The following is a 22,603-nucleotide window of genomic DNA, read 5'->3' on the forward strand; positions in this document are numbered from 1 at the left end:
CCGCAGCCCCTCGAAGCGGTGCCCCGAGCGGCCGGAGCGAGCCCGATCGGCGATGCCGGAACTGGTCGGGGCGCGGGGGCCGTGAGGCCGGGCGCGCGCCCGGGCGCCGTCGACGAGGCGGCCCGGTGCATGCCGGGGCAGGATGGCGGCTTCTACCGCTGTCCGGCGTCCATGTGCAGGCGGATGGTCGTTCCCAGGTCGGGCGTGGAGCGGATTTCGACGAGGTCGCACAGCTGGTGTGCCAGCCACAGGCCGCGGCCGCCGATCTGGCTTGCTTCGGGGCGGCTGCGGCCGATCATCGCGTCGGGGATGTAGCCGGAGTCGCGGAATTCACAGAGGAACGTCTCGTCCTGGGCCCAGGTGCGCAGGGTTCCGCGGCCGCCGCCGTGACGGATGCTGTTCGTGGCGATCTCGGTGACGGCGACGGCGAGCTTCGGCATCCGGTCCTCGGGGACGCCCGCGTCCAAGGCGCACTGGGAGACCTTCGAGCGGATCGCGGCCAGGTCGCCGTGCGTGTAGCTCAGCTCCTGGAACGGATCGCACGGGTCGGCCAGGGCAGCGAAGCTGTACTCCTTGCCGGAGAGGTAGTCCTCGTTGGGCGCGTACTGGCCGTCGCGGCGGATCTGCGGGTGGCAGCGGGACAGCGACCGCAGCGCGTCCTGGTCCTCGTCGGCCGCGTCGTAGGGGCACATCATCGACCAGGCGGAGCTGCGTGCGAAGGCCCGGTTCAGCAGCCATTCGTGGTAGCGGAGCTCGGAGAGGTGCGCGGCGCTCCGCGCTTGCCGCCAGGCGGTTTCCCCGATTCCCCGTACGGGCCTGCCGCCTTCACCGCGCTGGTTCATCCACGCGGACCAGGCGGCGATGTGCCGGCCGGGGTTCGGGCCCGCCGTCGTGCTGTCGACGAAGGTGACGGCCGGTTCGTCTGCGAGTTCACCACGCAGGAGCGAGGTCTTGTCCTCGGGGACCGCGACGACGACGGCCTCGTCGGCTTCCAGTGCCTCGTGGATGTAGCTCAGGGTCCCGGTCAGGAACTGGTCCTCCCCGCGGTAGGGGTACAGCTCGTGGCGGAACGGGGCGCCGTCGGGACGGTCCGGCGTCGAGGGCATGGTCGCGGTCATGCCGCCATCACCACCGGCACGCTCTCGGTGGCGTAGCCCGCGAGGTCCCAGCACAGGCGCACGATCTCGTTGGCGCCTTCCACGACGATCCGGCGGTCCGGGAGGTGACGGGCCGCATCGACGAGGGCGTGCATGCCGGCGGCATCGATCATCTCCACGGCGTCGAACCTCAGCTTCACCGTGGGGGTGCGGCGTATCACCGCGCGGACCGCGGCGTTGAACGCGGTCGCGCACTCCGAATCGACCACTCCGTCCACACCCCAGCTGTCGGTGCCTGTGCTGAACATCCGGAACGCCGGACGCGCAGCACGTGTGCCCGTCTCCTGCGGATGCACACACGCCGCCTGCTCCAGCGTGGACGTCTCCCACTGCGCGGCCCTGAACGCGCACACCACGATCGCCCCGCTCTCGGAGGCGAACTCCTCGAGCTTCAGCTCCCGAGCCAGCAGGGCCTCCGTGTCGCGGGGCTCCGCCAGCGGGGTCTGCTCGGCGAGGACACGTACGGATCGGAAGCCTTCGCGCACCGCCGCGCTTGCTTCCCGCCGTACCGCGGCCAGCATCACGTCGGTATCGGCCGGGTTCGGAAAATCAAGGATCACGGAGGTTGTCGGGAGGCGGTCCCGTCGCACAGCATCGGTGCCGAGCGAGCCGATGACCACGACCTTGTCCCCGTACAGAGCTCCATCGGCCACGTAGGAACGCGCACCGGCGAACGCGTCGGCCGGGTCCATGCGCCAGCAGACGTGGTCACCGAGCTCGACTTCGTCCAGCGTCGCCAAAGCCCGCACCGATCTCACCCCGACCCCCTTCCGAAACGCCGACGTGACCTGGGGCCACAGCACAATACTGGGCCGCAGCCACCACCCGCACAGCCGTATCCGTCGCTTCCATGCTCCACCCGACACCTGCCCATCCCTGCGTCGGCGAACCACTGGCCGACGAGAGGCCGAGCGAGCCGGACAGGCCGCACGTCCCGGGCGGCATCGAGCAGCACGGGGTCGCTGGGCGCGAAGGAGAGTCGGATGGCTCGGCGGGCGCCCTGACTGCCGGATCCGGAGACGCCTCGGACACCAGCAGCGCGACCACCAAGGGGGCAGGCCCACGCTGCCCGAGGCGGCAACAGCTGCTGAGCTGGGGCTCCGGCCTTGCCGGCGCGGAGCGGGCCGTCGTCAGGGCAGGGGGTCGGGGTTCCTGGCCGCCGCGGTGTTCCCGCCGTCCGCCATGCCGGCTATCCCGGCGAGGGCAGAGCGGAGGTGGCGGACCGCTTCCTCGGCGTCGGTCAGTTCCGCAGCAGAGGGCAGGACCGTGCCGAAGGAGCGGCCCGGCTCCGCCGTCAGGGCACGCCAGCGCAGCACCGGGACAAGCGCAGTGCTGGTCCCGGCCAGGAACCATGCCAGGTATCCGTGGGTGCGGGCGGTGGTGAGGGCCAGGACGGCCAAGGCCTCGCGCAGGTGCTCCAGCCGCTCGAGACCGGACAGCTCCTGCTGCCGTGCCGGCGGGCCGACGGCCGCGGCCAGGTCCTCCGCCGCCCGACAGGCCAGCTCCGCATCCTCCGGCGCCACCTCCCACGCCCCGTCCTGCACCAGCTGCCCCGCCTCGGCCGCCAAGGCCGACACCTGAGCCCACATCCCCGAAGCAGGAGCGGCAGGCCCACGGCCCGGGCCGGAGCCCTCAGCCGCGTTCACGACGCGGCCCCTGCCGGAGGAGGAAGCAGGCCGGCCAGAGGGGGGCTGCAGGCCCGTACCGCTTCCGGCGGCCCTTGCCGGCATCGGGTTCCAACCCGGGCAGGGGCACGCGACAGGTCATGGGGGGACTGCGGGGTGTGCCGGTTCATGGCTGCCCGTTCCGTAGAAGGAAAAGCCCTCCCCTTCCGCGAACGGGAAGGAAGCACGCGACCATCCGGGGCCACGAAATCGAGGAGGTCCGTACCGGAAGCACCCCACCGTGCTCAGGGGGATGCGGCAGCGCGGGTCACACCAATGGCTACCACCAACCTACCCCGGGAAGCGGACGTCCACCCCGGCCTCCTAACCGGCCGGCCGCCCGGACAGCCCTCGTGCCTCCGCCATGGGGAAGCGGATCTCCTCGACGGAGCGCAGGTCATTCGGGAGGAGGTGTGGTGCCCGTGCCCGTGCCCGTCAGGAAGAAGCTCATCAGGCGGGCGGCGGTCACCGAGCCGAGGAGGTGCACCTGGTCGCCGTCTCGCCGGATCACGGCGACCAGGGGGCTGTGGGTGCGGGCCATGAGCGCGGCGACTTCCATGGGCAGGGCGTCGGGCCCGACGTACAGGGGCGGGAAGAGGCGGCGCGGCAGCCACTCGGCCACGGTGAGGCCGTCCAGCCGCTGTGCGACCTCGCGGTCCGCGTTGCCGTGCAGCCCGGACCCCAGCAGGGGGTCGTCGACCACGTACTCGGGCAGTGCCTGGCGCAGCACCTGGGATCCGGGAACGATCGCGTAGGGCTGGCCGTCGGAGTCCAACACGAGCAGAGCGGGCAGCGACTCCTGCGCGAGCAGCCGGGCCGCGGCCACCGCGTCGTCGTCCGTCGTGACGAACGGATACGGCTCAGCCAGATCGCGGGCATGCACGACAGCCCTCACCTCCTGAGGCACGGGCCCGGCCGAGCACGGCAGCGACAGGCCAGGCTGCGGGGCGACGCCGCCGGAGAGGGCGGGCGCGCGAAGGCGGCTTCGAGGAAGGCATCCGGCGAGATGGCCGGCACCCGGTCCGGACCGTGGGAGCGTGGCAACCTTTCCACTCCTCTACCGTAAACCCGGGTGGGTCTTGCGACGTGGATCATGGCTTCCGAACGGGCCGGGAGGGCTTCGTAGCCGCGGGCGAGGCGGCGGTGGTTCATGAGCCGGCCGAACGTTCGCTCGACGACCCGCGGCGGGGCTGGACCACGAACCCCCTGGTCGTGGGGTCGCGGAGGTCGCGGGGGGACGAATCGGCCGACTCGACCAGTGGCAGCAAGGCTGCCGGCGCGAGGTAGGATCCGCTCTCCGCCTCCACCCTCGGCCGCCTCGCCTACCACAAGGCACTACGGGGCGCGCCGCATGGCCGTGACCCGCCGACTGACCAACCCATGTGAGCGGAGAAGGCGCAAAGGGCACTGTCGACCTCTTGACGAGTCCTGCCTGATCTCCCGGCACGGCGGAGAGCCGGTCACACCCGGCGCCACCGTGCCATCGCGAAGGAGAAGAGCCCGAAGAACGCCAGGCCCGCGGCGACGAGAGCCAGCAGCCACGGGCCCGTCGGCGTCTCGGCGAAGGAGCGCAGGGCGTCGTCGAGGCCCTTGGCCTCGTTCGGCTCGTAGGTCAGGGCGGCGCGCGTGACGAAGACGCCGGCGACCGCGAAGACGGCGCCGCGCGCCACTCCCCCGACGACACCCGTGACGTCCGTGAACCGCCGTTCCTTCCGGGACATCGCGCCGAGCTTCAGGTGCTTGTGGTACTTGCGCAGCGCGGCCCGGCCGGCGATCCACACGCCGGCGACGACGATGCCGGCTCCGGCGAGGCCCACCAGCCACCGGCCGCCTGTCAGGTCCAGTGCCCGTGCGGTGACGTCCTTGGACTGCTGGTCGCCGGAGCCGGAGCCGGAGCCGCTCTCGCCGGCGGCGAACATCAGCACCGAGTACGCGACGAACGCGTAGAAGACGCAGCGCGCCGCCGACGCCAGGCGTTTGCCCGCCTTGTGCCCGCCCTCGCCGGCGGCACCGAACAGGGCTTCCGACAGGCGCCATACGGCCATCCCGGCAAGACCCGCCCCCAGGGCCCACAGCAGGACCGACCCCAGCGGCTGAGCCGACAGCACGGCCAGCGCACCGCCCCGGTCGGCCTCCCCGCCCGAATCACCGAAGGCGATCCGCAGGGCGATCAGCCCGACGAGCACGTACAGGACGCCCCTGGCGGCGAAGCCCCACCGTGCCGCGATGCCGACCGCCGAACTGTTCGCCGCACCACGCGCCTTGGCGCGCCAAGGGAACGAAAGCGTACGAGTGTTCATGCCCACCTCCCCCGTCCGCTTGCCCCTCGCCGCCTCGCGGAAACGGTGGTGGCCGCACTGCAGGCCCGGCTGACGGAGGTGCTCGTCGCCCTCGTCACCCACTGGCTGGAGCGCACCGGCGAGACGTCCCTCTGCCTGGCCGGCGGCACGTCGATGGTCTGGGACTGACCCGGCCGCGCCGGGCGCCGCAGCCGGAGCACCGCCGCAACGACAGCCACCCATCCGAGAACGCGGCGCTCCGTCCTGCGCACGCTGCCCTGCACCTGTGGTGTTGCGCGCCATTGCACCACTGCACACTGTGGTGGACGCGTCCATGGGCCGAGCGGGCGGCTCTCTCTACTGTTCCCGCCATGACGAAGACTTTTCCCACCCCGAACCCTCTGCCACCACCCGGCGCCGGCACCGACCTCACCGGCCGCACGGCCCTGGTGACCGGTGGCGGCAGCGGCATCGGCCGGTCCTGTGCGCTGGCGCTGGCCCGGGCGGGGGCCTTCGTCCACGTGGTGGACCGGGACGCCGATGCGGCACGGGCCGTCGCCGAGACCGTCGGGGGCCGGGCGCAGGTGGCCGACCTCGCCGACGCGGGCGCGATCGACCTGCTGCCCGCCGAGGTCGACGTCCTCGTCAACAACGCCGGCCTCCAGCACGTGGCGCCGCTCACGGAGTTCCCGCCGGACCGGTTCGAGCTGATCCAGAAGGTGATGGTCACCGCCCCGTTCCTGCTGATGCGCAGGACGCTGCCGCACATGTACGCCCGCGGCTGGGGCCGGATCGTGAACGTCTCCAGCGTCCACGGGCTGCGGGCCAGCGCCTACAAGTCCGCCTACGTCGCCGCCAAGCACGCCCTGGAGGGCCTGAGCAAGGTCGCCGCACTCGAGGGCGCTCCCCACGGGGTGACCAGCAACTGCGTGAATCCCGGGTACGTCCGCACCCGGCTGGTCGAGGGCCAGGTCCGCGACCAGGCCGCCGCGCACGGCATCAGCGAGGGCGACGTCCTCACGGACGTCATGCTGGCCCGCTCGCCCGTCAAGCGGCTTCTGGAGACCGAGGAGGTCGCTGCCGCGGTGCTGTGGCTGTGCGGGCCCCACTCGGGCTGCCTCACGGGGACGTCCCTGCCGCTGGACGGCGGCTGGACCGCCGGCTGACGCCCCCTCCTTCCCGCGCGCGGATGCACCGCACGGGCCGGCGCACCCGCACGCGGCCGAACTGCGCGGGGTTCAGCCGGCCATGACGTACGTGTGGACGGAAGCCGGGAGCTCTGCGCCCGTCACGGCGGTCCACGCACGGGACAGGGCGTCGAGACCGAGAGCGGCGGTGAGGCGGCGGAGGTGTTCCGCTCCCGGCCCCGCACCCGGGCTGGGGAAGTCGTCGAACTGCGTCACGCACCGTACGACGTGTTCCAGTGCTGCCGGAAGGTCGCCCTGTTTCTCGGCCAGTGCCCCGAGCGCCCCGTGGCTGGTCGCAGTGCCGGGCCTGTTGTCCGTCTCTTCGAAGTCGGCGAGGGCCTTCCGGTACCAGGATTCAGCTTCGGCGTACCGGGAGCGTGCCTCGGCGAGCCGCCCCAGGGCGTGGTGTGTCGTTCCGAGTGAGGAGCGGTTGGCGGTGGCGCTGAACGCGGGAATGCTGCGGCGGAACCACCCTTCAGCCTCATCCCAGCGCTCCCGCTGGTGGGCCAGTTCACCGAGGATGTAGTCGACGCGGGCAGTGCCCTCGGTGTCGCCCAGTTCCTCCCGGATCACGAGGGCGTCGCGGTACAGCTGCTCGGCGGTGTCAAGGTCGCCCCGGTAGTGGGCGGCCTCGCCGAGCGCCAGTGTCGCGGCCGCCTGGCCAGGCCGGTCCTGCAGGGCCTGGCGCATCGCCAGCGCTGCGCGGTAGTGCTGTTCGGCCTCGTCCCAGCGCCGGCGCATCCATGCCACCCACCCGAGTTTCTGCCGCGCGGTTGCGGTGCCGTCCTGGTTCTGGCCGGCTTCGCTCAGGACCCGGGCGCGCTCGTACCAGCTGTCGGCGTCGTTCCAGCGGCCTTCGGCGACCGCGATGTCTCCCAACGACAGCTGGATGGTGGCGGTGCTCTGCTGGTGTCCGACCTCGCGTGCGGTGGTGAGCGCCCGGTCCAGCCACTGTCCGGCCTCGTCGAGGCGTCCCGCCTGGATGTAGATCCTGCCGAGTTCGTAGGAGATGACGGCCATGAGGCGCCGACGTGGTTCGTCGTCGCTCTGGGTGAGCAGCAGGGCGTATGCCCGGTGGTAGAGGCCCTCGGCGGCGGCGAAGTCCGAAAGCGGCAAGACGGTCAGCTCGGCAATGACGAACATCAGCCAGAGTCCGATGCCCTCCTCAGGAGTCCGGGGCGGGTTGCCCTCGTCGTCCTCGACGGCCAGCCGGACCCTGTCGGCCCAGTGCCGCAGTTCTCCGGTGCGGCCGGTGCGGACCCATTCGGTGTGCAGCAGCCGGCCGAGCTGCTGTGCGGCAGGCCACCGCTGCTGGTTGAGCGCTTCGCGGAGCGCGTGCACGAGGTTGGCTGCGTGGAGCACCGCGATGGTGTGCCCGGTCGCTGCGTTGCCCGACTGGATCTGTGTGTACGCCCAGCCGGCCAAGTTCGCCATGGCGCAGACGAAGGAGTGCTTCGCGGCGCGCAGTTCCGTGTCGAAGTCCGCGCCTTCGCCTGCGGCTTCGGCTCGCCACTGGTCGTGGAAGTGTGCGGGCAGTGCGGGGTGCAACCGGTACATGCCACCGCCGAGTGCGACGAGCAGCCCGGCGTGGGCGGCCTCGGCCAGGGCGGCGGTCCACTGTTCGTGTGTGATGCGGTGGAAACGTCCGGAGGCGCTGGAGGCGGACAACAGGGCAAGGACGTCCGTGTCGATGACAGCGTGGCACAGGGCGGACGAGGCGAGGAGGCTGCGCGTACGGGGGGTCAGCCGGGCGGTGGAGTAGGTGAGGCTTGCGGTCAGTGATCCGGTGCGGCCCGTGCCGTATCCCGTCGGCAGCGCGGTGGTGCCGCGTAGCCCGGCGAGGAGGACGTCAGCGTTGGTGGTGTCCAGGTAGGGCAGGACGATACGCATCGTCAGGGGGTGCCCGCCGAGCCATGTGAGGAGTTCGGCGAAGGCCGGAGCGGCACGCCGCGGGAGGGCATCGGGGTACGGGGCGAGGAGTTCGTCGATGTAGGCGGAGCTCTCCTCGGCGGACAGTCCGGTGAGTTCGATCCGGCGCAGCTCGCCGAGGCGGCCTTCTGGCGTGCGGCTTGTCATCAGTACGACGCTGGAGCCGAGGTCGTCGAGGAACTCCCTGATCCCGGTGAGGTGCTCGTCCTCCAGTGCCTCGACGTTGTCCCAGATGAGCAGCAGCCGTTCACGGCGCAGCAGTTCCCGGACCATGGTGTGCCGCCGGGTTTCATCCGCGGCGGCGAAGGGTGCACCGAGGATGCGCATCCCGATGCCCGTCGCCACCGCAGAGGCGCCGAGGGCGGGAAGCCCGGGTTCGAAGGTGTGCCACACGACGTGTCCGGGCTCCCGAACCCCGCCCGTGTCGCGCCACCAGCGGCCGAATGCCTTTGCCAGCTCCGTTTTCCCTGTGCCCGCCGTACCGTGGAGCAGGATTGCGGAGCGGGCGGCGGCCGATGCCTCCAGCTCGTGGAACTCGTGGTCGCGTCCGACGAACGTTCCGACCCCTTCAAGGGGGTCCCTGCCCGGTGTCCCGGGGGCGGGGACGCCGAAGCGGGGGAAGCGCACTTCGGAGCGGGCGTAGTGCACGGGTATGAGCCAGTCCTGCAAGGGGATGCGTCCCATGGGGGCGGGGCGGTCCGGGTGGCGGGCCATTCTGGCGCGTCCGGCGACGACCGCATCGGACACGCTGCCGCCAGCGAAGAGGTTCGCGTAGAAGCCTGTCATGAACTGCGCTGCGGCGACCGCGTACACGGTGTACGCCATGGCCACGACGGCGAGGACGCCGTCGGAGACGAGCCTGGTCGCGATTGCCGTCTCCAGGGCGGAGCCCACCGCACCCGACTGGCACGCGTTGAGCACGACGACGGGGACTCTGGCGTCGGCGAGCACCCGCGCCACCTGCGAGGTACGGACGCGCTCTGCACCCGCACCCGGCTTCTCGAACAGGAGCACGGCCTCGTCGGCGAGTTCGCCGTGGCAGTCCAGGTGGACGACCTGGAAGGGCCGTCCTTCGTCCGCAGCGGCGGCCAGGGCGTCGGCGAGGCCGTCCAGCGTCGGGGGCCGGACGACGACGACCTCGACCGTGCCGCCGTCGACAGCCGCGAGCACGGGCCGGGCGATCGTACGGAAGGCCACATCGCGTGCTCCGGACGGACGGGAGATCACCATCAGCACCCGCAGCCGTGGTCCGGTCACACCGAAGCCGGGGATGCTGTCGGATGTGTCCAGCATCCGGGTGAAGCGCACGCCGTCCAGCGCGAGCGGGGTGGGGCGCGCAGGGTCGGCCATCAGCTCCCAGGGCAGGCCCAGCCACGCCGGGCTGCTGGAGCGCAGTTCCAGCAGGGGAGCCGGCGAGGTGCGCCACGTGTGGTAGCGGTCGGAGGCACTGCCGAAGACGCCGGTGAACATCGACCGGCCCCAGTCGGTCAGCCCGGCCGCGATCCGTTTGCCCCGTTCGGCGTACTCGCCGAACGGGGCACGCGGATAGTCCTCCAGATACCAGCGCAGGTCGGCCGGCCCCGTGTCGCCGAGGAACGCAAGGTCGTCCTCGGCAGGGAGGACGACGGCCCGTCCGGGTTCAGGGAAGCTGACCTGTGCCACTCTGCTCCTGGCCGTGCTCCTGCCGGCTGGTGCCCTCGCGCACGATCTGCTCCACGACTGCCTCGATGACCGCGTCCCGCTCCGCGGCGGACACGGTCCCGTCGCTGTCCAGCTCGATGCGGATGCGCCGTGTCAGGACTTCGCGGCGCAGGTCGGCTCCCCGCTTGCGCAGGTCTTGGACGACGATCCAGCCCGAACTGGCAACGGTGACGATGAGTGAGGCGAGTTCGACGAGGTCGAGGTAGCTCTGCGCGCCGCCGTCGGGGGAGTGTAGGCGGGCCAGGACGTCCGCGCGCAGGCTGTCGCTGCCGCCGACGCGTTCCACGGCTGCCAATGCGGCCCGTTGTACTGCCTGTGCGGGGATCTCAGCCATCGATCACACGCCCCTCCTCACGCCGGCTTGACGATCGCACCATATTCGAGCCGGACAGCCGCCCGTGAGGTGTTTCCCGGATTCCGGGCCGGCAGACCGCCGGGGCGGGCGCAGCCGTCTGCGTGCGGGGCGAGCGGGTGGCGTGATGACTGCCGGCAGGGCCTGTCGGCAGGGGTCTGGCCGTCGGGACGGCGCACGCGATACGGAAGACATCCGTCCGGGTGCGGTGGGCCCGACCGCGCCCCGGTCCGTTGCCTGCCGTCGCCGCGATGCCTCAAGGCAGCCGCACATCCGGTTCAGAGGAGCACCGGCGTTTGTCAAACCGGGCCGCACTGGGCATATCCGGCGGGCTCTGCCGGAGCCGCCAGACACACGCGCCACAGGCCGAGCAGGGTCCCTTGTGGTGGTCGGGGGCATGTCGCGGCCCGTAACTGTGGTGGTCCGCCACATACGCCGCTGACCTGCGTGTTCCTATGGTGTGGCCACACGGACGTCCCCGCAGACCCCCGGAAGTGGTGCACATGACCTCCCCCGCAACGGCCGCCGCACCGGCGCCATCCGGCATCCGGAGAATCGTCGGAGCGAGCCTGATCGGCACCACCATCGAGTGGTACGACTTCTTCCTCTACGGCTCGGCCGCCGCGCTCGTCTTCAACACGCTGTTCTTCCCCAGCGCCGACCCCCTGGTGGGCACGCTGATCGCCTTCATCACGTACGCCATCGGGTTCGCCGCGCGCCCGCTCGGCGGCATCGTCTTCGGACACTACGGCGACAAGACGGGCCGCAAGAAGCTGCTCGTCCTCAGCCTCCTGATGATGGGCGGCGCCACTTTCGCGATGGGCCTGCTGCCCACGTACGACACCATCGGCGTGTGGGCGCCGATCCTGCTGACGGTGCTGCGCCTCGTCCAGGGCTTCGCGCTGGGCGGTGAGTGGGGCGGGGCCGTCCTCATCGTCTCCGAGCACGGCGGCGACAGGCACCGCGGCTTCTGGGCGTCCTGGCCGCAGGCCGGCGCGCCCGGAGGCAACCTGCTCGCCACCGGCGTCCTGGCGCTGCTGGCCGCAGTCCAGTCGGAGTCCGACTTCCAGGCGTGGGGCTGGCGCATCCCGTTCCTGCTGTCGGGCCTGCTCGTGGTGATCGGCCTGTGGATCCGCGTCTCCGTCTCCGAGTCCCCGGTGTTCCTTCAGGCCCAGGCGAAGGCCGAGGCCGCGGCTGCCGCGGGCGCCAAGGAGAAGGCACCGGTCGTCGAGGTCTTCCGGCGCAGTTGGCGCGAGGTGCTTTCGGCCATCGGCACCCGCTTCGGCGAGAACATCTCGTACTACATCCTCACCTCCTTCCTCCTCGTGTACGTCACCGTCCACCTGGAACTGCCGAAGAGCACCGCGCTGAACGCCGTCCTGATCGGCTCCGCGATCCATTTCGTGGCCATTCCGCTGTGGGGTGCGCTCTCCGACCGGATAGGCCGCCGCCCGGTCACGCTGATCGGCTCGGCGGGCATGGCGGTGTGGGCCTTCGTCTTCTTCGGGCTCGTCGACTCGAAGTCGTTCGTGGTGATCACCTTGGCGGTCACGGCCGGTCTGCTGCTGCACGGCGCGATGTACGGGCCGCAGGCCGCGTTCATCTCGGAGATGTTCGACACCAAGGTTCGCTACTCCGGCGCCTCCATGGGCTCCCAGCTGGCCTCCATCCTCGCCGGCGCACTCGCCCCGATCATCGCGGTGGAGCTCCTGAAGGACCACGGCAGCTCGACGCCGATCAGCATCTACCTCTGCGCGGCGGCCGTCGTCACCACCGTCACGGTCGCCGTCACCCGCGAGACCCTCGGCCGCGACCTCAGCCGCAACAGCCGCGACGAGGTCCCTGCCGCAGCCGCGGCAGACCGTTGAGACCGCCCGGCAGCGGGCTCGTACCCCGCCGTCATGATGGGAGTCGTGACGGCGGGCCGGGCGCACCCCCGCAGCACCTCCGCCCGCCTGTCCGCCTGCCTGTCCGTTCGTCCGCCCTCGAGGAGGCCCCATGACCGCCGGCCGTCGAACCGACGCCCGGACGCCGTCGCCCACCGAGGCCGCCGCGCGACGCATGCTCGACCTCCTGGCCTCCGGCGCGCCCGGTGAGGAACTCGCCGCACAGCCCGCCAAGGCCCGGGCGGGCGGAGCCGCTCCGGACGAGGTCGCCTGGATCGAGGAGACCTGCGGGGCCGCGCTGGCGGTGCGGCGGGTGCTCGACCAGTACCGGCGCCGGGAGGCGGAGCTGGTCGCGCTGTACGACACCGCCGGGGACCTGGCCGGACTGCGGGACCTCGACGCCGTCCTGCGCGCCATCGTCCGGCGCGCCCGGACCCTCCTCGGCTCGGACGTCGCCTACCTCACCCTCAACGACCCCGACGCACAGGACACGTTCATGCGGGTCACCGAAGGGTCCGTCTCCGCCGCCTTCCAGCAGCTGCGGCTCGGCATGGGCGAGGGCCTGGGCGGCCTCGTCGCGCAGACCGCCCGCCCGTACGCCAGCACGGACTACCGCACCGACCGCCGCTTCCGGCACACCGGCCCCATCGACGACGGCGTGGCCGAGGAAGGGCTCCGCGGCATCCTCGGTGTCCCGCTGCGCCTGGGCGAGGAGGTCATCGGCGTGCTCTTCGCGGCGAACCGCACGCCGCGCGACTTCACCCCCGACGCGATCGCCCTCCTCGCCTCGCTCGCCGACCACGCCGCCGTCGCCATCGACAGCGCGCGCCGCCTGGAGGCCGCACAGACCGCCCTCACCCGGCTCGAAGCCGCCAACGCGACCGCCCGCGCCCACAGCGAAGCGCTGCACCAGGCATCCGACGCCCACGACCGGCTCTCGAAGCTGGTGCTGCGCGGCGCCGGCACCGACGAGGTCGCGGCCGAGATCGCGGCCCTGCTCGGCGGCGGAGTGGCCGTCCACGACACCGACGGCAGCGAACTCGCCCGGGTCGGCACCGGACCCGTCACGCCCTCGGCGGCAAGCCTGGCGGCCTCGCACGCCGAGGGCCGGGCGGTCCGGACCGACGGCTTCTGGACCTGCGCCGTCCTCGCCGGCGCGGAGCGGCTGGGCAGCATCGTGCTGACCGGGCGCGAGGACCTGCCGGAGGCGGACCGCCGGCTGTTCGAACGGTCGGCGCTCGTCACGGCGATGCTGCTGCTGGTCCGCCGCTCGGTCGCCGAGACCGAGGACCGGGTACGCGGCGAACTCCTCGACGACCTGCTCGCGGGCGCCGCCGCCTCGGCCCACTGGGACCCGGGCAGCCTCACCCTGCGCGCCCGGCGCCTCGGCGTCGACCTCGCCCGCCCCCACGCCGTCGCCGTCGCCGACTGTGAACCCGCCCTGCGCGCCCAGCTCGTGGCGGAGGCCGCCCGTGTGGCGCGGGGCCTCGGCGGACTGGCGGGCACACGCCAGGGCCGCACCGTCCTGCTCGTCCCCTGCGACAGCCCCGGAATCCTCGCCCGCGACCTCGCCGCCGGCCTTGCGCGGAGCATCGGCGCACCGGTCACCGTGGGCACCGGTGGGCCCGGCACCGCCCCGGACCGCCACGCGGCCCTCCACGCCGAGGCGCTCCGGTGCCTCACCGCGCTCCACGCCCTGGGCCGCACCGGGGAGGGCGCCGATGCCGCCGCCCTCGGCTTCATCGGCGTCCTGCTCGGCGACCGCGCGGACACCGCCGCGTACGTGGACCGCGTCCTCGGCCCCGTCCTCGCCTACGACGCCGAACGCGGCACCGAACTCGTCCGCACCCTGCACGCGTACTACGCCCAGGGCGCGAGCCTCGCCCGCGCCAAGGACGCCCTCCACGTCCACGTCAACACGGTCGTGCAGCGCCTCGACCGCGTCGCCCAACTCCTCGGCCCCCACTGGAACACCCCCGACAGCGCCCTGGAGCTCCAGCTCGCCCTCCGTCTCCACCGGCTGTCCCGGAAGAACGGCGGCCACGGCGCCGACGGCGACTGAGTCCTGCGTTGAGAGCAGGCGGTCCGAGGCGGCGAGCCGGGTGCGGGCGGCGGAGGCACCCGCCAACGGCCGCAGTCACGGGCCGGGACGACGACCGTGTTGCCGTGCTGGTTGGCGAGACACCGCAGTCCCGACGTGGCGCGGCGGTCCCGTTGCCAGGCGGTGAGCGCGGCCGGCCTGGTCTCCGGCACTCGGGAGGAAGCTGCCGCCTGCGCTGCCCTGCGGGCAGGCCGAAACTCCATGGCGGGGGCGTCCGCCGTGTCCGTAGAGTCCTGCCTCGATGGAGAGACGAGTGCAGTTCACCGAGCAGGTTGTGCGGTTCCGCGACTACATGCCGGCCGAAGATCGCAAGGCGTTTTTGCGTCTGGTCGACAGGATCGCAGCCGACCCCGAAGGTGCCGGCAGCCACCTCGCCTACACGACCGACACAGTGACTCGCTCAGTCTGGGAGGACCACGTCATGGTCCACTACGTCGTCACCAGCTTCTACGTCGTCGTCATCGAACTCGACATCTACGACGCGGCGCGTGGCTTCAACGAGGTGTAGCCGGCCGGAGGCGCGCCCCTTTCGCGCCCGTGTCCTCTGGTTCACAGGAACCGGCGGATGGGCTGGACGGCGGCCTCGCGGGTCCGCTGCAGGAGGGAGCGTCTCTTCCAGCGGCCCGCCCGGATGCGCGTGCTGGCCGTGATGTCGGCGTCGAAGTGGGCGTCCAGAGTGGCGGTGAACTCCTCGTCGAGGACGGCGAGCATGACCTCCTCGTCATGGTCGAGGGAGCGCCGGTTGAAGTTGGTCGAGCCGACGAGGGCGGCGGTGCGGTCCACGGTGATGACCTTGGCGTGCATCATGGTCGGCTGGTACTGGTGGATCTTCACCCCGCAGGCGAGGAGATCCTCGTAGAAGTGCTGTCCGGCCAGCTGGCAGACCCGCTTGTCGGTGTGCGGGCCCGGCAGCAGGATCTCCACCTCGACTCCGCGTCGTGCGGCGGCGCACAGCAGGTCGATGAAGTAGGCGTCCGGGGAGAAGTAGGCGGTGGCCAGCCGGAACCGCTCCTCCGCGGACTCGATCATGACGCGTATCAGGGTCTGCATGTCCTGCCAGCCGAAGCTGGCCGAGCCGCGCACCACCTGCACGACCGCGTCGCCCTGAGGCCGGTGGTCGGTGAAGCGGTCGTGTTCGTCGAAGAGCTCGTCGTGGCACTCGGCCCAGTTCTGCGCGAAGGCCGCGGCGATGCCGTCCACGGCCGGCCCGCGGACCTGGACGTGGGTGTCCCGCCACTCGTGCGGGTTGCGGGCGTCGCCGCACCACTCCTCGGCGATGCCGACGCCTCCGGTGAAGCCGGTCTGTTCGTCGACGACGAGGACCTTGCGGTGGCAGCGGTGGTTCTGCTTGAGCGGCGACAGATGCAGCGGTTTGCGGAACCACGCGACCTGGACACCGGCCCGGTCCATGTCGTCCAGCAGGTCCTTTTCGATCAGCCGGCTGCCGAAGCCGTCCAGCAGCAGCCGTACCCGCAGTCCGGCCCGGGCCCGCTCGGACAGGGCGTGGGCGAACTGGCGGGCGATGTCGCCCTGCCAGTACACGAACGTCATCATGTCGACCGTGTACTCGGCGGACCGGATGGCGTCCAGCATGGCGGGGAAGATCTCGTCGCCGTTGCGCAGCGCGACCAGCGCGTTCCCCTCGGTCGCCGCGATGCCGATCAGGCGTTCCAGCCGCCGCCGCAGCCGCGCGGCCCGGTCACCGGCATTTCCGCCGCGTTGCCCGCCGTCCGCGGGCGCGGGTATGCGCTCCGTGCTGGTCATCCTGCTCCTTCCGGGCCCGGCGTCGAAGACACGTGCCCGGCAGGCCCGGCCCGGCTCGGGACGCCACGGCGCACGGCGACTGTAGCGGCACATGCCGGGGAAGTGGGTCGCGGGGGCCGAGTCCGCTGTCCGGCCGGCAGAGCGGGCGTGCGGTGGCTGACGGCACGGTCCGCAGGACCTGCGGGACCGCCTCCGGGTGGCCGTACAGCTGCGGCCGGTGATCCTGCGGTCCCGGCCCTTCGGCGCCCCGTAGGCCGGTGCGGTCAGCCGGGAAGGCGGGCGGCGGCCGGCCCCGCTCCGGGCGGGGCCAGGACGGCAGAGGCGACGTGCTCGCGGAACCAGCGGTGACCGGGGTCCGTCGCGTTGCGGGGATGCCAGGCCATTCCGAGGTGCAGGGGTTCCAGGTCGAGGGGGACGGGGAACGTCCGCAGGCCCAGGGCCGCGACGGTGTCGGGGAGCCAGCCGGCCGGGCTGAGCGCGACGAGGTCGGTGTCCCGGGCCAGCATCATCGCGCTGGTGTGGCTGGGTACGACGACTGCGGTCCGGCGGCGCAGTCCGAGTGCCGCGAGGGCGCTGTCGATGGGCCCGAGGCGTTTGCCGAGTCGGGAGATGCCGATGTGGTCGGCCGCGGCGAAGCGGCGGGCGTCGATCGGCCCGTCGAAGAGGGGGTGCCCGCTGCGGGCGATGCCGACCAGCGGCATCCGGGTGAGGGGCCGGGTCTGGATCTCCGGGTCCAGGTGTCCGAGGACGCCCAGTTCGACGTCCACCCAGCCCTGCCGCAGCCCCGGGCCGCCCTCCACCGCCTCCGGCAGGAAGACGACGTCCACCTGCGGGGCCTCCGCGTGGATCCGCTCGGTCAGGCTCCCGGCCACGCCCACCAGCATCAGGTCGGCGGCCTGCACCGTGAACGTGCGCCGGAGGTGCGCGGAGTCGAACCCGGCACCGGGCCGCAGCACGCGGTCACAGCTGCGCAGCAGCGCGCCGACCTCCTCCCGCAGCTCCACGGCGCGCGGGGTCGGGACCAGCCCCTGGCCGGCCCGGACGAGCAGCGGGTCGCCGACGGTGCGGCGCAGCCGCGCCAGGGCCCGGCTGACCGCCGCCTGCGAGCTGCCCAGCCGCTCCGCGGCGCGGGTCACGCTGTGCTCCTGGAGCAGGGCGTCCAACACGCGCAGCAGGTTGAGGTCCATTGAAGTACTTTCCTGAACTGCATTTTTGCGTTTGGGGCAATGACTGAGTGTCAATCTTTGCATTGCTGCCGCTCCCACCGAAACCGGAGAGTGGAGGCGGCCGCGAAAAACGCGCGGCATTCCCGCTTCGCCCCACTGAAGGAGCCGCTGTGCAGCAGTCCGCCCGTACCGGTCGAGAGGGCGACGTACTCGCCGTCGTCAGTCAGAGCGGACCGACGGTCTCGTTCTTCGACGCCGCCTCCGACCGCCGCCTCGGCGACGTGCACGTCCCCGCCGAGCCGCACGAGCTGTGCTACGACCCGGCGCAGCGGTTGCTGTGGTGCACGCTGACGTACCACTCGGGCTACTACCACGCGAACGGCGGCCGACGCACCGAGCTGGCGGTCATCGACCCCGACAGCCGCCGCGTCGTCGAGGTCGTCGACCTCGCCCCGGAACACGGGCCGCACGGTCTGGCGCTGGACACGGCGCGCGGGCTGCTCTACGTCAGCGTGGAAGGCGCCCGGGACCGGCCCGGAGGCGTCGTGGTGATCGACACGGGGACCCGCCGGCCCCTGGGCCGGATCGACACGGGCGCTCCCGGCCCGCACTGGTTCGCGATCGACCCGGCGGGCCGGACGGGGTGCGCCACCAACAAGGAAGCGCCGTTCGTGTCCGTCGTGGACCTCGAACGGGGCACCCTCACCGCGAAGGTCGACGTCCCGGGCAGTGAGGGGCTCGCCGTCTCCGCCGACGGCACTCACGCCTTCGTCGCCGCGCCGTACGGCAACTTCGCCGGCAGCGCCGGCGAGCGGCCGGCCACCGGCATCCGCGTCATCGACCCCCGGACGGCGTCCGTCGTCGACACCCTGCCGACGCAGAACGTCGTCCTGCCGGTGCACCTGACGTCGACGGGCAAGCTGCTCGCGGGCGAGTTGCGCATGACGGCCGCCCCGGGAGCGCAACTGGGACGCCACGCACCGGGCCGCCTCACCGTGTTCTGCGCCGACACCCGCAAGCGGCTGGGCGAGGTCGGGGTCGGCCTCTTCCCGCTGACCATCACGTCCTCGCCCGACGGGCGACTCGGCTACGTGGCCTGTGTCGTCTCCTCCACCGTCGACGTCGTCGACCTGGAGACGCTGGAGCGCCTGGCCCGGCTGGACATCGCCAAGCTCGGCGAACCCGGGGCCCACGGCCTGGCGTACGTCCCGCGGCCCGCCTGACCGCCTGCGGCACCGGGCCGAGCGGGCGGCGGCCGACCGGCGCCGGCGGTCGGGCGGCCCGGGGGCAGCAGCCCGGCGGCAGGCCGGCCACACGACCGTGTCCGGATGTGACAGAACATGGTCATTGCGGCCGCCGCAGCAGGGCGAAATGATCGGCACATGCTCCCACCGCACAGGGTCGTCATCGCCGCCTTCCCCGGCGTCGAACTGCTCAACGTCACCGGTCCGGCCGAGGTGTTCTCGATAGCCACCCGGGTCGCCGGCACGGCCCGGCCCGGGTACACCGTCCGCATCGCGACCGCCGCCGGCGAACCGGTGGCCACCGCGAGCGGGATCCGGCTGATGGCCGACCTGACGCTGGACGAGGTCCACGGCGACGTGGACACCCTCCTCGTGTCCGGAGCCGTCCGCGTGGACGGCCACGGAGTGGAGCCGGTGCTCGACGGCGGGATCATCGACTGGCTGCGTGAGGCGGCGCCCCGTACCCACCGGGTGGCCTCCGTCTGCTCGGGCGCGCACCTGCTGGCCGCGGCGGGCCTGCTGGACGGGCTGTCCGCCACCACCCACTGGCGTACCGCCGCGAGGCTGGCCGCCGACCACCCGCGTGTCACGGTCGATTCCGACCCGATCTTCATCCGGGAAGGCCGTCTGTGGACCTGCGCAGGCATCGCCTCGGGAATGGACATGGCACTGGCCATGGTCACCGAGGACCACGGACCCGGACTCGCGCTGGCCACCGCCCGCACGATGGTCATGTACGTCAAACGCGCCGGTGGCCAGAGCCAGTTCAGTGTGCCGCTCACGGTTCCGGCCGACCCCGGCGACCCGATCGACGGCCTGCGCGTCTGGATCGGCGAACACCTCACCGAGGACCTTTCCGCCCAGGCCCTGGCCGGGCGGCTGCACGTGAGCGTGCGCCACTTCTCCCGGCTGTTCCTCCGGCGCACCGGCGTCACCCCGGCCGCCTACGTCGAATCCGTCCGGCTGGAGGCAGCCCGCCGGCTGCTCCAGGACAGCAGCCACGGCCTGGCCGAGGTCGCCGCCCTCAGCGGCCTCGGCTCCGTGGAGAGCCTGCACCGTTCCTTCCGGCGCCGCCTCGGCACCACCCCCGCCGAATACCGGCGCCGCTTCCGCTAGACCCCGCACCCCCCGACCGCCCGCGGATCACCGCGCGGCGGGCGACCGCCATGCCCGAAGGAGAACAGCGTGTCCCGCACCAAGGTCATCCCGATACCGGTCATGGGCCGGCACACCGTCAACGCGTACCTGCTGCTGGGCCGCCGGCCCGTGATCGTGGACGCGGGGACGCCCGGCAGCGGCCGCAGGATCCACGACCAGGTCGCCGCACACGGGGTGGACCCCGCCGACGTGTCCCTGATCGTCGTCACGCACGGCCACATCGACCACTTCGGCGCCGCCGCCGAGCTGCACCGCCTGACCGGGGCGCCGGTGGCGGGGCACACCGCCGACCTCGGTCCCTTCCGCGCCGGACGGGCCCGCGAACCCTACCTGCCCACCGGTCCGATGGGCCGCCTCATGGCCCGGCACAGGAACCTGCACCTGAAGGTCGAACCGTTCGAACCCGAGGTGCTCGTGACCGGCGAAACCGATCTGGAGGACTTCGGCGTCACGGCACGCATCATGCCGACCCCCGGACACACCGCCGGATCGGTCTCGGTCCTCACCGGAGAAGGAGACCTCGTCGCCGGCGACCTGATCGCCAACTCCTTCTTCGGTCTCGTCCGGGGCCGGCCGGCAAACCCTCCCTTCCACGACGACCCGCTGCTCAACCTCGCCAGCCTGCGGAAGATGCTCGCCCTGGACCCCGCCCGGCTCCACGTCGGGCACGGCACCCCCCTCGAACCCGACCGTGTCCGGCGCTGGGCCTCCCGGGAACACCGGCGGCTGTCCCGGCTCGAACGAACCGGACGTCTCCGCCGGCGCGCGGAAGCCGACACGGCCTGACCGCCAGACCGAGCCAGGACGGAAACGCTCTGCGCTCCCGGGACAGTCGCCGGGCACGGAGGGTCAACTCCCCCCGCCGGTACGGCCGTACGTTCGGGTGGTGCCCGGCGCGGGGAACCGCGCGGCGGGCACCCGACCACGCCAGCCGACCCTGCACACAGCAGAGGGGACCCCCATGTTCGACGTCACCCAGGTCCACGCCGCCCCGAGCGCAGACCTCCTCACCCCCGACAACGCCCTGATGCTGTTCGTCGACCACCAGCCGCAGATGTTCTTCGGAACCGGCAGCGGCGACCGTGCCGCCATCATCAACAGCACGGTCGGGCTGGCCAAGGCGGCGCGCGCCTTCGGCGTTCCGGCAATCCTGACGACCGTGGCCGCCGAGTCCTTCTCCGGCCCCCTGCTGCCGCAGCTGGCCGCCGTCTTCCCCGACGAGAAGCCGATCGACCGTACGAGCATGAACGCCTGGGAGGACGAGGCCCTGGTCGAGGCGGTCAAGGCCACCGGCCGCAAGAAGATCGTCCTGTCCGGCCTGTGGACCGAGGTCTGCCTGGTGCTGCCGGCGCTGTCCGCTCTCGCGCAGGGCTACGAGGTGTACGTGGTCACCGACGCCTCCGGCGGCGTCACCCCGGCCGCCCACGAGCACGCGATCGCCCGCATGGCGGCCGCCGGCGCCGTTCCGGTGACGTGGGTGCAGGTGCTGCTGGAGCTCCAGCGCGACTGGGCCCGCCAGGAGACCTACGGCGCCGTCATGGAGGTCGTCAAGGAACACGCGGGGGCCTACGGCCTGGGCGTCGTGTACGCGCAGAGCATCCTCGGCGCGCACGCCGCCGGCTGACCCCGTGGACACCGGCCTCCTGGTCCTGCGGCTGCTCGTCGGCCTGCTCATCGCGGGCCACGGGGTGCAGAAGGTCAGCACGCACCTCGGCGGCCGGGGCCTGGCGGGCGGAGCCGAGGAGTTCCGTGCCGACGGGTTCCGCGGCGGCGCCCTCACCGCACTCGCGGCGGGCGGCGGCCAAATCGGCTCGGGGCTGCTGCTCGCCGCCGGACTGCTGACGCCGCTCGCCGCGACGGGGGCCATCGGGGTGATGACCGTCGCCCTCACCGTGAAGCGGCCCAACGGGCTGTGGGTGCAGAACGACGGCTACGAATACCCCCTCGTCCTCATCGGCGCCGCCGCCGCGCTGGCCGCCACGGGCCCCGGAGCCTGGTCCCTCGACCGGCTGCTCGGCCTGGCGCCCTACCCGCTGTGGTGGACCGTCCCCGTGCTCGCCGCGGGTGTCGCCGGCGGCCTGCTCACCCGGCTCGTCCTGCACCGGCCCGCCGCCTAGGGACGGCCCGGGACCGCGGCCGCGCCCGGACAGGGCCGGCCGCCCGCCTCCCCGACCAGGGCGGGCGGCCGGACCCGCCGCACCTGGCCCCCCGTACCGGCCGGACCGGCCGCACCCCGCCGGACCGGCCCCGCCCGCGCGCGTGCGCGCGCCCCATTCCTTTCCCGTTCGGAGCGATCCCCCGATGCACCCCTCACCCGCAGAGGCCCTCGTCCCCGGCGGCGGCCCGGCGCACCTCGACGCCGAGGGCGTCCAGCTCCAGGCCTTCGGCACGCTCAGGCCGCTGCCGCTCGGCCTGGCCCCCGACACCCGGGCGTACGCCTGCCGGCGCCTGAACCGCCTCCTCGCGGACACCCAGGTCCTCCACTCCCTCTACAAGAAGCACCACTGGCTGGTGCACGGGCCGACCTTCCACTCGCTGCACCTGATGCTCGACCGGCACGCGGACGAGCAGCTCGCCCTCGTCGACGCCCTGGCCGAGCGGGTACAGACCCTCGGCGGCGTCGCGGTCGGCGACCCGCGGCACGTGGCGGAGCTGACCTCCGTACCCCGCCCGCCGGACGGCGTCGAGCCGGTGCCCGCCATGCTGGCGCGCCTCCTCGACGCCCACGAGCGCATCCTCGTCGACGCCCGCGACGCCGCGGCCCGGATCGCCGCCGAGGGCGACGAGGGGACCGCCGACCTCCTGGTGTCCGGCGTCGTCCGCACCGGCGAGGCACAGGTCTGGTTCGCGGCCGCCACTCTCGCGGACACCCCGGCGCCGAGGCCCTGACAGAGGTGCGCGGAGCAGGGCCCCGCAGCCCCTCCCGTTCCCGACCGCTTCCTCCGCCGGCCCACCGGCCCTCCCACCCGACACCCACCGTCCGCCCGCCCGCCGCGGCGGCCGGAAACGCACCGA

Annotated in this window: 19 protein-coding genes and 1 pseudogene; 10 read left to right on the forward strand and 10 right to left on the reverse strand. The window is 72.7% G+C overall.

Going from position 1 to position 22,603, the window contains the following annotated elements:
- Positions 1 to 152: 152 nt before the first annotated feature.
- The 6 genes and pseudogenes from IE170_RS07695 to IE170_RS07715 form a co-directional block, all read right to left on the reverse strand.
- Entirely contained in the window at positions 153 to 1,118 is a 966-nt protein-coding gene (locus IE170_RS07695) for an anti-sigma factor RsbA family regulatory protein (RefSeq protein WP_189808540.1), read from the reverse strand.
- On the reverse strand, positions 1,115 to 1,915 hold the full coding sequence (locus tag IE170_RS07700) for an MEDS and STAS domain-containing protein (protein WP_189808541.1): 801 nt from the start codon (positions 1,913 to 1,915) through the stop codon (positions 1,115 to 1,117). Before IE170_RS07700 ends, IE170_RS07695 begins: the two co-directional genes overlap by 4 nt.
- Before the next feature lie 372 nt (positions 1,916 to 2,287).
- The gene (locus IE170_RS07705) at positions 2,288 to 2,725 is read right to left on the reverse strand and encodes a hypothetical protein (protein ID WP_223855651.1); all 438 of its coding nucleotides are present in this window, start codon (positions 2,723 to 2,725) and stop codon (positions 2,288 to 2,290) included.
- A 493-nt stretch (positions 2,726 to 3,218) separates the two neighbouring features.
- Positions 3,219 to 3,704 carry a CBS domain-containing protein gene (locus IE170_RS07710; protein WP_189808543.1) on the reverse strand — a complete coding sequence of 162 codons (486 nt, stop codon included), beginning with the start codon at positions 3,702 to 3,704 and terminating at the stop codon, positions 3,219 to 3,221.
- Positions 3,705 to 3,901: 197 nt separating this feature from the next.
- Positions 3,902 to 4,044 (reverse strand): annotated as a pseudogene (locus IE170_RS32470) (IS5 family transposase); the annotation flags it as partial.
- 237 nt (positions 4,045 to 4,281) lie between these two features.
- Complete coding sequence (locus IE170_RS07715; RefSeq protein ID WP_189808544.1) at positions 4,282 to 5,121, reverse strand: DUF1206 domain-containing protein; 840 nt, start codon at positions 5,119 to 5,121, stop codon at positions 4,282 to 4,284.
- A gap of 350 nt (positions 5,122 to 5,471) precedes the next feature.
- Here IE170_RS07715 and IE170_RS07720 point away from each other — a divergent pair, with 350 nt between their 5' ends.
- Entirely contained in the window at positions 5,472 to 6,266 is a 795-nt protein-coding gene (locus IE170_RS07720; protein WP_189808545.1) for a 3-hydroxybutyrate dehydrogenase, read from the forward strand.
- A gap of 72 nt (positions 6,267 to 6,338) precedes the next feature.
- Here the strand turns inward: IE170_RS07720 and IE170_RS07725 are convergent, their stop codons facing one another.
- Positions 6,339 to 9,878: a tetratricopeptide repeat protein gene (locus IE170_RS07725; RefSeq protein WP_189808546.1), complete on the reverse strand. Its 3,540-nt coding sequence runs from the start codon at positions 9,876 to 9,878 to the stop codon at positions 6,339 to 6,341.
- Positions 9,856 to 10,212: a hypothetical protein gene (locus tag IE170_RS07730; protein ID WP_189808547.1), complete on the reverse strand. Its 357-nt coding sequence runs from the start codon at positions 10,210 to 10,212 to the stop codon at positions 9,856 to 9,858. Before IE170_RS07730 ends, IE170_RS07725 begins: the two co-directional genes overlap by 23 nt.
- A gap of 560 nt (positions 10,213 to 10,772) precedes the next feature.
- On the opposite strand from IE170_RS07730, the gene IE170_RS07735 reads away from it, so the two are divergent.
- The 3 genes from IE170_RS07735 to IE170_RS07745 all read left to right on the forward strand — a co-directional run bounded on the left by IE170_RS07735 (position 10,773) and on the right by IE170_RS07745 (position 14,764).
- Positions 10,773 to 12,137: an MFS transporter gene (locus IE170_RS07735; protein WP_189808548.1), complete on the forward strand. Its 1,365-nt coding sequence runs from the start codon at positions 10,773 to 10,775 to the stop codon at positions 12,135 to 12,137.
- Positions 12,138 to 12,267: 130 nt separating this feature from the next.
- Complete coding sequence (locus tag IE170_RS07740; protein WP_189808549.1) at positions 12,268 to 14,217, forward strand: helix-turn-helix domain-containing protein; 1,950 nt, start codon at positions 12,268 to 12,270, stop codon at positions 14,215 to 14,217.
- Between the two features lie 292 nt (positions 14,218 to 14,509).
- Positions 14,510 to 14,764 (forward strand): hypothetical protein, encoded by a 255-nt coding sequence (locus IE170_RS07745; RefSeq protein ID WP_189808550.1) that lies wholly within the window; start codon positions 14,510 to 14,512, stop codon positions 14,762 to 14,764.
- 41 nt (positions 14,765 to 14,805) lie between these two features.
- Here the strand turns inward: IE170_RS07745 and IE170_RS07750 are convergent, their stop codons facing one another.
- Both IE170_RS07750 and IE170_RS07755 read right to left on the reverse strand, forming a co-directional pair.
- Positions 14,806 to 16,020 carry a phospholipase D-like domain-containing protein gene (locus tag IE170_RS07750; protein WP_189808551.1) on the reverse strand — a complete coding sequence of 405 codons (1,215 nt, stop codon included), beginning with the start codon at positions 16,018 to 16,020 and terminating at the stop codon, positions 14,806 to 14,808.
- 263 nt (positions 16,021 to 16,283) lie between these two features.
- Entirely contained in the window at positions 16,284 to 17,207 is a 924-nt protein-coding gene (locus IE170_RS07755; protein WP_189808552.1) for a LysR family transcriptional regulator, read from the reverse strand.
- 149 nt (positions 17,208 to 17,356) lie between these two features.
- On the opposite strand from IE170_RS07755, the gene IE170_RS07760 reads away from it, so the two are divergent.
- The 6 genes from IE170_RS07760 (at position 17,357) to IE170_RS07785 (ending at position 22,477) form a co-directional block, all read left to right on the forward strand.
- Positions 17,357 to 18,409: a YncE family protein gene (locus IE170_RS07760; RefSeq protein WP_189808553.1), complete on the forward strand. Its 1,053-nt coding sequence runs from the start codon at positions 17,357 to 17,359 to the stop codon at positions 18,407 to 18,409.
- Between the two features lie 159 nt (positions 18,410 to 18,568).
- A complete protein-coding gene (locus tag IE170_RS07765) occupies positions 18,569 to 19,546 on the forward strand; it encodes a GlxA family transcriptional regulator (RefSeq protein WP_189808554.1) in 978 nt (325 codons plus the stop codon).
- A 69-nt stretch (positions 19,547 to 19,615) separates the two neighbouring features.
- Complete coding sequence (locus IE170_RS07770) at positions 19,616 to 20,374, forward strand: MBL fold metallo-hydrolase (protein ID WP_189808555.1); 759 nt, start codon at positions 19,616 to 19,618, stop codon at positions 20,372 to 20,374.
- Between the two features lie 175 nt (positions 20,375 to 20,549).
- The gene (locus tag IE170_RS07775) at positions 20,550 to 21,212 is read left to right on the forward strand and encodes a hydrolase (protein ID WP_189808556.1); all 663 of its coding nucleotides are present in this window, start codon (positions 20,550 to 20,552) and stop codon (positions 21,210 to 21,212) included.
- Between the two features lie 4 nt (positions 21,213 to 21,216).
- Positions 21,217 to 21,705, forward strand: a complete 489-nt coding sequence (locus IE170_RS07780) for a DoxX family membrane protein (RefSeq protein ID WP_189808557.1) — start codon at positions 21,217 to 21,219, stop codon at positions 21,703 to 21,705.
- Positions 21,706 to 21,889: 184 nt separating this feature from the next.
- Complete coding sequence (locus tag IE170_RS07785; RefSeq protein WP_189808558.1) at positions 21,890 to 22,477, forward strand: Dps family protein; 588 nt, start codon at positions 21,890 to 21,892, stop codon at positions 22,475 to 22,477.
- Positions 22,478 to 22,603 lie beyond the last annotated feature (126 nt).

It is taken from the genome of Streptomyces toxytricini (assembly GCF_014649915.1).
Classification (GTDB): domain Bacteria; phylum Actinomycetota; class Actinomycetes; order Streptomycetales; family Streptomycetaceae; genus Streptomyces; species Streptomyces toxytricini.